The 13076-nt window shown below is 37.9% G+C and carries 7 protein-coding genes; 1 reads left to right on the forward strand and 6 read right to left on the reverse strand.

The annotated features are described in order from the left end of the window. Window positions 1–123: 123 nt before the first annotated feature. From CLOCL_RS13570 to spoIIP, 3 genes are all read right to left on the reverse strand, one after another. On the reverse strand, window positions 124–2871 hold the full coding sequence (locus CLOCL_RS13570; RefSeq protein ID WP_014255877.1) for a glycerophosphodiester phosphodiesterase family protein: 2748 nt from the start codon (window positions 2869–2871) through the stop codon (window positions 124–126). A 323-nt stretch (window positions 2872–3194) separates the two neighbouring features. Further along, the gene (locus CLOCL_RS13575; RefSeq protein ID WP_014255878.1) at window positions 3195–3497 is read right to left on the reverse strand and encodes a hypothetical protein; all 303 of its coding nucleotides are present in this window, start codon (window positions 3495–3497) and stop codon (window positions 3195–3197) included. Between the two features lie 91 nt (window positions 3498–3588). Further along, the gene (gene spoIIP, locus CLOCL_RS13580) at window positions 3589–4833 is read right to left on the reverse strand and encodes a stage II sporulation protein P (RefSeq protein WP_014255879.1); all 1245 of its coding nucleotides are present in this window, start codon (window positions 4831–4833) and stop codon (window positions 3589–3591) included. 543 nt (window positions 4834–5376) lie between these two features. On the opposite strand from spoIIP, the gene CLOCL_RS13585 reads away from it, so the two are divergent. Further along, window positions 5377–5598: a hypothetical protein gene (locus tag CLOCL_RS13585; RefSeq protein WP_014255880.1), complete on the forward strand. Its 222-nt coding sequence runs from the start codon at window positions 5377–5379 to the stop codon at window positions 5596–5598. 209 nt (window positions 5599–5807) lie between these two features. On the opposite strand, the gene CLOCL_RS13590 is transcribed toward CLOCL_RS13585, so the two are convergent. The 3 genes from CLOCL_RS13590 to aspS form a co-directional block, all read right to left on the reverse strand. Beyond that, the gene (locus tag CLOCL_RS13590; protein ID WP_014255881.1) at window positions 5808–10112 is read right to left on the reverse strand and encodes a 2-hydroxyacyl-CoA dehydratase; all 4305 of its coding nucleotides are present in this window, start codon (window positions 10110–10112) and stop codon (window positions 5808–5810) included. Between the two features lie 396 nt (window positions 10113–10508). Further along, window positions 10509–11060 (reverse strand): signal peptidase I, encoded by a 552-nt coding sequence (gene lepB / locus CLOCL_RS13595; protein WP_014255882.1) that lies wholly within the window; start codon window positions 11058–11060, stop codon window positions 10509–10511. A 228-nt stretch (window positions 11061–11288) separates the two neighbouring features. Beyond that, entirely contained in the window at window positions 11289–13073 is a 1785-nt protein-coding gene (gene aspS / locus CLOCL_RS13600) for an aspartate--tRNA ligase (RefSeq protein WP_014255883.1), read from the reverse strand. Window positions 13074–13076 lie beyond the last annotated feature (3 nt).

The following is a 13076-nucleotide window of genomic DNA, read 5'->3' on the forward strand; positions in this document are numbered from 1 at the left end:
ATTCTTAAATCTAAACAAAATAAGTTCTCATAACTATAACTATACCAGCATATAATTATAGCACAAGAACTTTTTTGTGAATAGAATATTTAATTTATTTTTTCTACTTAAATTACCTAAACTTTAACCCACCTGTATTCTAACCGGTTCGGTATAAAGGTCGTAAACATCCTCGGGAAGTCCAGACAAACGTGCAGTATATCTAAGTAATACATAAACAATACCTGGTTTTTTTGCTTTAACAATGCTGCCTAAAACTTCTATGCAATCATCACCGCCAATGACAACAACTTCCGGAATTACACTTTTAACAGTTCCGTTATAAGTTTTTATATTTGCCTCAAGCAGGGACAACTCTCCGGATTTCATATATACATTGCTTTGTTTGGGAGTAATATCCGCAGCCCAGTCGGAAAATACAAAAGCACAATCGGTTGATATGCCCCATACACCCATTTTAAAATAGTGAATGGCTGTACTTATGTCATTGATATTCCATGGCCAGATGGTCATCCCTCTGTGTTTTGCAATCTCCATAAAATCTTTGCTTATTGATTCGCAATTGGGCATAAGACTTGAGTCTAAGGACTGAGCTTCCCACAAAGCATAGCGCAGTGCCCCATAAGCATCCGATTTAAAATCGTATCCGGCCCTGATGTTCCCAAGAGATATTTCAGGCATCAAAGCCTTGATTCTTTTAAGCTGATCATTGTTTGATGAAATGGCTATAGCTTGTCCGTAAGCTCTGGAATTTTCTACTAGTTCAACAAAACTATCAGCCGTTTTAGGGTCTTTGCTCTTTATTTCAACTAAAATTGTCTTGTCTCTGCCGTTAAACTTTTCAAAGTACTGAGCCAGTGTCGGAACTTTAGCGGCTGGATATTTATTTTTAAACTGATTGTTGGCAAAATATGTCCTTATCTGCTCAAGGGTCATTTCCGAAACTTTTCCTTTTCCGGTGGTAGTGCGTTCAAGAGTCTCATCATGTATTACCACCAAATGCTGCTTACCGTCGGCACCGGCCTTTGTAATCCATATATCATTCTCCACCATGTCGGCACCAAGGGTGAAAGCAAGCTCGGCACCTTCAATGGTATTTTCCGGTGCAAGTTGGGGAACTCCTCTGTGCCCAATCAAAAAAGGCTTTCTAATGATTGTGGTATTCTTGTTGTACAAAGACAAGGCTTGTACCGCTTTTTCCACCGAATCGGTCAAAATCCCGTTAGACCCTGATGCAATTATTCTATGAAGATTGACAATTTTCTCGTTGCCATTATCTTTGGCTGTATCCTTTGTCCATACAGTAATCAATCTCTGCTGCAGATAACGAACATTGTTTTTTGTTGCTGCATCCGAAGGAATCAGCACTATCCGCGAAAGATTGCGGTTTGCAAAACTTACTATATTCAAAAGCTGGTTTGAGTCTAAATTGGAAGGAAGACTCTCAAATTCAACAATTCCTCTTACAAAAGCATAATTCTTCCTCGCCTCCCTGACCAGATCGGGATACTTTGAAATCACAAAAACATCTTCTATTCCGTTATCTTTCAGATACTTCGATATAGCTTGGGCAGACTCTAAATCGTTTACTCTGAAAGCGGGAATTACTTTGGATTTCATTGCTTCATAAAATGAAGCAACAGTGCCTATCACATTATTAGGGCCATATCCCGTAACTTCCAGGTTTTTGTTGACCGAAAGAATTATTGTACCAACTTGCCCATTGGAAATAAGCCTGTCAAACTCCTCTTTGCTTTTTATTTCGGAAACCAATGTGGGTGCCATGGCTATCTTTGTATTAACTTCTTTAACCCTGGCGAAATTATCCTCAGGAGACTTCACAGGTCCCAATGGCTCTTCCAGCAAAGACACTTTTACATTGTCCACTTTCATGATACAACCGCTGGCTTGAAAACCGATTCCCCCCGCAGGATATATGCCCCATGTATCCACGCTCATAAGCATAACATTACCGATCCATTGCTCTACTATATTGTTATAAGCTTTAACCTTATAATGATACATCTTTGACTCATTTATATCTTCATAAAAAAAGTTGATTTTTCCCACAATCCAATTGTTATTGATATCCTTTTCGGCAAATTCCGTACCGTTTGCAGCAGTTGCTTTCTTTTTTACAGTCATTTGGTAGTAAGGATAATCGTTTTTCTGTATCCTGTACATTATCGCGCCCCAGCTCATATCGTCATTGGCACTTAAATTGGTTACATCGGCTTCAATGACATAGTTTCCGAATTTGCTCAAATACTCCGGCAATAAAACCCTAGCCGCACCAAGCCTTCCATCAATATAGAGTGCGCCATTTTTTACATAGGTATTCGAACCATTGGCACCGTCTTTCCTTATCCACCCTGAAGGCAGGCTTCCGTCCACCAAGCTGTTAAAATTTTCCTCATACAAAACATAACTATCCTCTTCACTTTCCTTCGCAAACAGCATCAGACTGGTGGAAACACCATTAATTACGAAAGTGGCTTTGGTTACCCCTTTTTTGAGTATGTTTATTTGCCCGTTGGAATACTGAGCTACAGACGAATTGCTGAAATACCACTGTCCCTGATCGCCATCAATTGTTTTTGAAGAGAAATCCTGCATTTTTGCAGTAAATTTTATTTGTTTGGCAGGAATTGTACCCTTAATTGCAAAAACATAACCTTTATCATGGGCAATCGAAATGATTTTGGCATTGTTTATATTGCTTGACAAAACATTAGAACTCCCGGACAAGTAATTGCTAAATGCAAGTTTTCCAAAAGCTGTCCTATTTGTATTATCTGCTCCATATATAAAATTATTGCTTTGAATAAGCATTACAGTCGACAGAAAAATGCTTAAAACAAATTTTTTCATAGTGCCTTCCCCTCCAGATTGTAAAACTAAGCACTTCAATATTTTAAGTTAAACTATCGAAATTCTCCGGATTCAGAAATTCAATTTTTCAAAAGAAGTAAATTGAGAAATATAAAAACAGTAAAAAATTCCCTAACAACAAAAAACACTTCCATTACTGTAAAAAAGTAATCGAGTGTTTCGCCATATTATTACGATATTTAGTTAATTTTTGACATAATTTTGAACAAATTCCAGAAACACCCCTGTACCGATGATTACATAAAAATAGTAGTTATATAAATTATTATATCTAAGCCCAAATATTTTGTAAATGCTTTAACTTATTTTTTAGGTATGAAAATCTCTTTTTTGCTGTTAATCCATTCAACCAGTCTTTTGTAGTCCCGTGATATATATTTTGTATTTATATACAAGTTATTGTTGAAAACACTTATTTTATAATAGTCGTTTCCATAAGGGCCGACAGAAAAAATGCCAAATTCTCCCTTACCCCAAAGCAAGGTGCTTACAGAATAATCTACTGCACCAATTCCCACAAAAAGAGTCAAAATAAAAAAAGAAAACGCCAATATTAATTTTCTTTTAAAATGTCTTATCTCTCTAAATTTTTGTACTCTGCTCATAGCTGTCTCCAATTTATCTTACATAAAATTCCTAATTTCTTCAAAAAATTTTTTTTGCCTGAAAAACATTATTATTATATCCTAAAAATGATTATTTATTATTTACAATTTCACCTATTGCTTCGGCCAAATATTTCATACTTTCAAGGCATTCGCTTATCAAATTTCCGTCTCCTCCAACTTCCACCAGCATTGCCCCCTTTGATAAATGCTGGTTATACCTGTTCTCACTAATCAATATGGGTCTTGTAAGCCCCGGATATTTTCTGTTAAGTTTTTCCTGAAGTGTTATGGCAAGTTTTAGATTTTCTTTCCAATTAGGATGGCTAAGCCCTGTTGAATCGGTTCCCACAACGAACATGATCTTTGCTGCTTTTTTACCGTTTATATCGCTCACAACCCTAAGATGTTCCTTATTTAGTCCGTCTCTATGCAAATCAATTACCATTTTTATGGAAGGATAACTTTTTAAGATATTGGTTGCAGTATTAAGCGATCTTCCATAAGCACCTGAAGTCCCGGGATTATCATGTACTGCAGCATTATGTATTACCTCAACACCATACTCTTTCCTAAGTATTTGAGCCAATTCCTCACCGACCCTTACTACATTCCAACGGTTATCCGTAGTTCTGGTTTGCACCCCTTCTTTATTCAGATTGCTTAAATCCCTTAAATACCCTTCGGATGTATGAGTATGGTAAATAAGAATTTCCGGACCCTTTTTTGTAAAATTCATTTTAAGTGGCTCTTTCATAATTTCCTCAATATTAATTTTATATTTAGTGCCGTTGCTAATGGCTATATTCCCATAGGATATTGCATTGCCGTCATTGTTTTTTGGCTCATCGTTTTCTTCAATATATATGCTGCTTGTAACCGGTTCAGCATACTGTCCTCCATTCCCATCATCCTTTGCAATCTCTGAGAAATTGAACTTCTTATAGTCACTGACATTCTCCTTAGCCAAAAGCTTTTGATAATCATTGCTGTAATAACTGTGAAAAATTGAGGACTCTGCATTTAAAATAGTTATGGGACTGTTTAAATCGAAATGAAACAAGTCATTGAAAAATCCGCTCATATACCCTGACAACGAATTGCTTGAAGTACCGCTGTTATATATGGTATCGATAATGGGAAGGGATTTTCTTAATGCCGACCTGTAGTTGTCCACATCAACGCTTGCAATAACCACTTTATCGCAGTTGTAAAGGAAGTCACCGAAGGCTATCCCTATCTTCACGGCCAGATACACTGCCAGCATTATAATGGTTGTCCTTAGTACCACAAAAGCTATCGCTCTGGCTTTTTTGTACTTATACCTCTTTATCATTTTTTTCCTCCGTTTTTAAACATTTTTATCCGGTCAAAAATTCCAATTAAGACTTTATTCAATTCTTATGTATAATAATATTCACTGGAAAATTTTTTATGATTAATCTTGAATATTTTTTTCAAAAGATATATAATATATATGTATCTCTACTTTAGCAGTAATTTTTGCACATTCTATACAAATGCCTGCATTAATGATGATAGACTGAATTATGTGCTTTTAATCATTTGTTACAAATACTTAATATCTTTTAATCTTATTCCAATTATATAAAACAGCAATATATTTATTACATCAGTGTCTTTACACGGTGTGAATTTTTAGTCTGTTGTTTTGTTCTCTTTTTCGGAAAATTTAGTTATTCTTATCGAAAGTAATTCAGAAAATTTTGCAAGACATTTCCAATTGCTTATATTTAATATCATATTAAACGGTAAAAAGCATATAAACTATTAATAGCAGTTTTTTTAAAACACATTTTGTACTTAAAAAGGCATATCCGCATAATCTAATCTATTAACTAAAAGGAGGATTTAGTATATGTACGACTTTAGCGATTTAAAGTGCTACAACTGTCAATCAGTAATCCTTAGTCTTCCCCCAATGGAAATTGCAAAACTCAATGGACTGAATTTTCACTGTGACTGCTGCGGTCATCAGAATCTTTTACAAGATTTCAAATTTGTAAAAAATCCGAACATTGACCCTTATATCAATGTTTTCAGCATCGACAGTTTTCTTTTATCTCCCAAAACTATTTAAATATTTAACATAGATTCAAATTATATAATTTATTCTGAACCACATAAAAAAAGTATCATATTTACATAATTATACATTTTCAGCTATATAACCGAATTGTATAACAGGCTTTTGCTTTAATATAAAAAGGAAGTAGTGCAATTTACTTAAAAAGTAGTTTGCATTACTTCCTTTAATATACTTTGATATAGTTAAAGCAAATTCATGTCTTATACTTTATAGACCCTAAGTCCTCTTCTTTTTCTTTTCTCAGGGATAACTTCAAATACTTCCTGTTCCACTTCTTCTTTAGTCTTTAGATTCTTAAAGGCAACAGACAGCATAAGTTTAATTCGGTTCAGCTGATTTACCTCACTGGCTCCCGGGTCATAATCCACTGCAACTATATTGGCCTTAGGATACCTGTTTCTCAGTTCCTTAATCATACCTTTTCCGGTAACATGGTTCGGAAGGCATGCAAAAGGCTGCATACAAATGATATTTTGGGCGCCACTCTTAATAAGTTCTACCATCTCAGCTGTCAGGAACCAGCCCTCTCCCGTCTGATTACCTATGGATAAAATCTCCGATGCCATTTCCGCAAGCTCATGAATAGTACAAGGCGGATGGAAACGTTTGCTGTTTTCCAGAGCCTTTCTCATATCTTTCCTGTAGTACTCAATTACGTCAATGGCAAGGTTTTTAACCATGGTCGGCACCTTTTTATCGGCAAGATATTCATATTTGAAATTACCGTTATAGGCACAATAGAGCAGGAAGTCAGTCAAATCGGGCATTACCGCTTCTGCCCCTTCTTTTTCAACTATATCAACCACATTATTGTTGGCCATAGGATGGAATTTAACCAGTATTTCTCCTACAAGACCTACTTTTGGCTTTTCCACATCAACAATTTTCAGGTTGTCGAAATCTTCAACAATCTTGTATACATTTTCTCTAAAAGTGCTGAATTTGCCGCTTCTAACCGACTCTTTGCACTTTTCAACCCAGGAGTTGTACAGAAGATTTGCCGAGCCCTTTATCTTCTCATAAGGCCTTACCCGGTAAAGTACACGCATTAAAAGGTCACCGTATATCAAAGCGATAAGAGCCTTGTTTATAAGACCCGGTGTCTTCTTAAATCCCGGATTTTTCTCCAGCCCTGCAAAGTTTAGAGAAATAACCGGAATATGGGCCATGTTTGCATTCTTCAATGCCTTTCTTAAAAACCCGATATAATTGGTGGCTCTGCATCCTCCGCCGGTCTGGGATATCATTACCGAAGTATTGTTCAAATCATATTTTCCCGATTTCAATGCCGAAATTATTTGACCGACAACAATAATCGAAGGATAGCAGGCATCATTATTTACATATTTCAAACCCTCGTCCACCGCTTTTCGGTCTACCGAAGGCAAAACTTCAAGGTTATAGCCCGACGATCTGAATGCCTCCTCTAAAAACTGGAAATGTATAGGAGACATTTGAGGAACCAGTATGGTATGGTTCTTCCTCATTTCTTTAGTAAACTTTACCTTCTTACAGCTTGCATCGCCTTTTTGCAGCTTATACCCATTTTTCTCCCTCTCATCCATTGCAGCTTTCAGGGATCTTATACGAATTTTTGCCGCACCCAGGTTATCTATTTCATCAATTTTCAAAAGAGTATATATTTTCCCTGTACTGGACAATATCTCTTCAACCTGGTCGGTGGTAACTGCATCAAGACCGCAGCCGAAGGAGTTCAGCTGAATAAGCTCCAAATCCTTCCTGTCCTTAACAAAACTTGCAGCTCTATACAGCCTTGAATGGTACATCCATTGGTCAACAACCCTCAGAGGTTTCTGCACTTTTCCCAAATGGGCTATTGAATCCTCGGTGAGAACTGCCATTCCAAAGCCGGTAATAATATTGGGTATGCCGTGATTTATCTCAGGGTCAATATGATAAGGCCTTCCTGCCAGAACTATTCCCTTGCGGCCTGTCTTCTCAAGATATTTTAATACCTCTTCACCCTTTTTCCTTATATCCTTCTTTGCATTATTCAATTCAGTCCAGGCCTTTTCCACAGCATTTTCAATTTCAGTTCTGGTTATGCCAAACACGTTAAATTCTTCAAAAAGCCTCTGGGTAAGACGCTTTTTGTCATAGATGGGCAAAAACGGGTTCATGAATACCGTTCCGCTCTCTTTTATGGCATCCACATTGTTCCTTATCACTTCCGGATAAGACGTAACTATCGGACAATTATAGTGATTGTCTGCATCTTCAAATTCAATATTTTCATAGGGCAGACATGGATAGAATATAATATCCACACCCTTTTTTATCAAACTCATGATATGGCCGTGAACAAGCTTTGCCGGATAGCATACCGACTCTGACGGTATGGTTTCAATTCCAAGTTTATATATCTTTTTGGATGACCTGGGAGAGAGTTCCACTCTGTATTTTAACTCTGTAAAAAACGTAAACCAAAACGGATAGTTTTCATATATATTCAACACCCTCGGAATTCCCACAGTTCCGCGAAATGCTTGTTCCGGCTTTAAAGGAGTATAGGAAAACATCCTTTTGTATTTGTAATCATAGAGGTTCGGAACATCCTCTTTCTTTTCTTCTCTTCCGGCTCCTCTTTCGCAGCGGTTGCCCGATATAAACTCCTTGCTGCCCTGAAACTTATTAATGGTCAGCAAACAGTTGTTGCCGCACAAACCGCATCTTCTCATGGAAATTTCTATATCAAAGTTCGAAAGCTGGTCTTCGCTTAAAAGGGTAGTCTGATAGCCTTTCTCGTATCTCTCGCACGCAATCAGCGCTGCACCATAAGCCCCCATAAGCCCTGCAATATCAGGTCTTACAGCATTTTTCCCCGATATAAGTTCAAAACTTCTCAGCACGGCATCATTGTAAAAAGTACCGCCCTGAACAATAACTTTATCTCCTATTTCTTCAGGATTTCTTATTTTTATAACCTTCTGCAGTGCATTTTTTATAACCGAATAGGACAACCCGGAGGATATATCTCCTACCGACGCCCCTTCCTTCTGTGCCTGCTTAACCCTTGAATTCATAAACACGGTACATCTTGAACCCAAATCTACAGGTTGTTGGGCTAAAAGCGCCTCATTAGCAAATTCTTCCACACTCATGTTGAGGGAATAGGCAAAAGTCTCGATAAAGGAACCGCAGCCTGAAGAACATGCTTCATTTAGCATGATACTGTCAATAACTCCGTTCTTTACCCTGAGACATTTCATATCCTGTCCGCCAATATCCAGTATGAACTCAACACCCGGCAGTATTTTCTCAGCTGCCTTGTAATGGGCAATAGTTTCTATTTCTCCAATATCAACTCCCAAGGCTGCTTTAATGAGCCCTTCACCGTATCCGGTAACGGTAGAGTTAACAATTCTTGCATTTTCAGGCAACTTCTTGTATATATCTTTTAAAATATTTACTGCTGAATTCAAAGGACTTCCGTTATTGCTGCCGTAATAGGAATAAAGCAGTGCTCCCTTTTCATCAATAAGAGCTGCTTTTGTGGTGGTAGAGCCTGCATCGATTCCCAAAAAGCAGTTACCTTCAAAGGTTTTAAGATCCCTTCTCTCCACCTTAGTGGCACTGTGCCTTATGCGGAACTCCTCAAGTTCCTTTTCATTCCTAAACAAAGGCTCTAACCTTTCAACTTCGTGAACTGTCACTTCATTCAGCAAATGCAGTTTATTCGCTATGGATTTAAAAGATACCGGGCTTAATTCTTTAGACGACAAGGCCGCTCCTATAGCAACATAGAGCTCGGCATTCTCGGGGAAAACTACCTGATGATCAGGAATTTTCAACGTCTCAATAAACCTTTTTCTAAGCTCCGATAAAAACTGCAAAGGCCCTCCTAAAAAAGCCACATTTCCTCTAATAGGTTTCCCACAGGCCAAACCGCTAATAGTCTGATTTACAACCGATTGAAAGACCGATGCTGCAATATCCTCCTTAGCAGCTCCTTCATTTATCAACGGCTGTACATCTGATTTGGCAAAGACTCCACATCTTGCAGCAATGGGATAAATAACTTTGTGACCTTTTGCCAGCTCATTTAACCCTGCCGCATCGGTTTTGAGCAAAGATGCCATTTGGTCTATAAAAGCACCGGTACCTCCGGCGCAAGTACCATTCATCCTCTGTTCAATGCCGCCGTCAAAATATGTTATTTTGGCATCTTCCCCACCCAATTCAATTACCACATCGGTATGCGGAATAAAGGTTTCAATGGCTTTGGTGCTGGCAATTACTTCCTGTATAAAGGATATTCCCAGCCACTCAGATACGGAAATGCCTCCCGATCCGGTTACCATTATCGTGATATCTTCATCAGAAAACAGATTATAAGCCTCAGTGATGAGTGAAAATATGGTTTTCCTGATATCGGAATAATGTCTTTGGTATTTACTGAACAGCACTTTGTCATGTCTATCAAGTATAACCAGTTTTACAGTGGTTGATCCTACATCCAATCCTACATGCAATAATTTCTTCATAGACAACGCAGCTTAATTAAAGCCGCATACACACCCCTTTCAAATACATCCACCCTTATGATAGCCTGACATCTGTTTTAGCACAAAATCAAGAGGCACTTCATGATATAACAGCTATTTGCCATCTATAAAATAGACACACTCGACAGATTTCTACAATAAATAATTTAATTCACATAAAGCAATTTTACACTAATAACAATACTCGCTGCAAGCCTATTCCTAATATTGGCAATCTAATAATTATCATAAGTAATATACATATATTTATGTATATGTTGGGTAATTGTAAAAGTATACTTGTCTTAAGAATATCAAAAAATTTACCCTATGTATTGTCAGAACTTTAATTTATCAAATGTGAGACGTATGTTTCAAATTTTTAATTTTGAGAAGTTAGAATGATCCAATTTTATTAAAGGGATAAAATCTCAGCAAAGCCTTTCCAGTAACATATTCCAGGCTTGCTGTACCTATCGTTCTGCTGTCTTTGCTCATGCCCATAAGTCTGTTGTCGCCAAGCACATATATGTGACCTTTCTCCACCGTAACATCGCTGTACTGTTCATTAACTTCATAGGTATAGTCACCGTTAATATAATCCTCTTTCAGTTCCTCTCCATTGACAAACACCTTGCCGTCACGTATTTGAACCCGATCCCCTTCAACGCCGATTACCCTTTTAATGATAGGTCGTGTATCGTTGCTTAGTTTTATCGGGTCATCTATTGTGACAATATCACCCCGTTTAATGTTTCCAAACCTTGGACTGATTTTTTCTATTATAAGCCTGTCACCATCATGCAATGTCTTTTCCATAGAGCTTCCGTTGACTATGGTAATTTGAGCAACGAAATTGACAATAAAAACCCCCAATAATACTGCTATACCTATATGAATCAGCCAATCAAGTACTTCTCTTAAAACAGGATTTTTATTCGTAAGAATTCCTCCTTAAAAGCATATTATAATCACTGTCTTAATGTTTATTTAAATCCGTATTATTAAATTGTATAAAATTTATTTAATTTTTTCAAGTAAACAATAACCTATCGCCGATAAATATTAACATAAAAAACCCCTGTCAACTGAAATTAATCAGTCTGACAAGGGTATTCCTCCAATTTGCCCAACAGAAAGCAAAAATCTTTCTTTCAATATTCAACAACAATATATTTACTGCCCGCTCAGCTTTATATGAAGTTCCTCAATCTGCTTATCCTCAACCACATCCGGTGCTCCCGTCATAAGGTCTGAAGCATTCTGTACTTTCGGAAATGCTATTACGTCCCTTATACTGCTTCTTCTGGCCATAAGCATTACAAGCCTGTCAAGCCCGAAAGCCAGACCACCGTGAGGAGGTGTTCCGTATTTGAACGCCTCAAGAAGGAATCCGAATCTGTCCCATGCCTGTTCTTCAGTAAATCCTAAAAGTTTAAACATTTTTGACTGAAGAGCCTGGTCATGTATTCTTATGCTGCCTCCGCCTATCTCTGTTCCGTTTAATACAATGTCATAAGCCTTTGCCCTTACTTTTTCCGGTTCGGTATCAAGGTACTTGATATCCTCATCCATAGGCGATGTAAACGGATGGTGCTTTGCCACATAACGTTTCTCTTCCTCATCATACTCAAGCAGCGGAAACTCAGTTACCCAAAGGAATTTGAACTGGCTCTCGTCTATAAGGTCCATCTTTCTTGCTATTTCAAGCCTAAGCTGGCCCAACGCATCGTAAACCACCTGGTTTTTATCGGCAACAAAGCAGATTAAATCCCCGGGTTCTGCCGCAACTCTCTCAAGAATCGCTTTAATTTCTTCATCGTTAAAGAACTTGGTAATAGGAGACTTAAGTTCATTCTCTTCTACCACAATCCATGCCAATCCCTTGGCTCTATAAGTCTTTACAAACTCAACCAGACTATCTATTTCCCTTCTGCTAAAATGTCTTCCGCCGCCTTTTGCATTTATAGCCCTGACACTGCCTCCATTTTTAACGGCATCGGCAAACACTTTGAAGCCGCAGTTTTCAACCAAATCGGAAACATTTACAAGTTCCAGTCCGAATCGGATATCCGGCTTGTCGGTTCCGAATCTGTCCATTGCCTCCTGATAAGGCATTCTTATGAAAGGTGTCTCCAGCTTTATGCCCAATGCTTCCTCAAAAACCTTCACAATAAATCCTTCATTTATTTCAAGCACATCTTCCACATTTACAAAGGACATTTCAAGGTCTATCTGGGTAAATTCCGGCTGCCGGTCAGCTCTTAAGTCCTCATCTCTGAAACACTTTACTATCTGCATGTACCGGTCAAACCCCGAAACCATTAATAACTGTTTGAAAAGCTGAGGTGATTGGGGCAGTGCATAGAATTTTCCCGGATGCACCCTGCTTGGCACCAAATAGTCTCTTGCTCCTTCCGGTGTACTCTTTGTAAGCATAGGTGTTTCTATTTCCAAAAACCCGTGCTGGTCATAATAATCTCTGGCAATTTTTGCAATTTTATGCCTCAATATCAGATTTCTTTGCATATCAGGTCTTCTCAAATCGAGGTAACGGTATTTCAGCCTCAAAGCTTCATTGACATCGGTGTCTTCCTCAATATAAAAGGGTGGTGTTTCGGAAGTGCTCAATATACGGAGCTCCTTTGCAATAATTTCAATCTCTCCGGTGAGCAGTTTAGGGTTGATTGTTTCGGGATCTCTTTTTACAACTTCTCCCGTAACGGCTAAAACATATTCATTTCTAATGCTCTCAGCCTTCTTAAATACTTCACTGTCTATTTCATTATTAAACACCAACTGAACTATCCCGCTTCTATCTCTCAAGTCAACAAATATAAGCCCGCCAAGGTCTCTTCTCTTTTGAGTCCATCCCATAACAGTAACCTGTTGGCCTACATTTGAAACATTTATTTCCGCACATCTATGTGTCCTTTTCATCCCGAAAATCGATTCACCCATAGT

The sequence above is a fragment of the Acetivibrio clariflavus DSM 19732 genome (assembly GCF_000237085.1).
GTDB lineage: Bacteria > Bacillota > Clostridia > Acetivibrionales > Acetivibrionaceae > Acetivibrio > Acetivibrio clariflavus.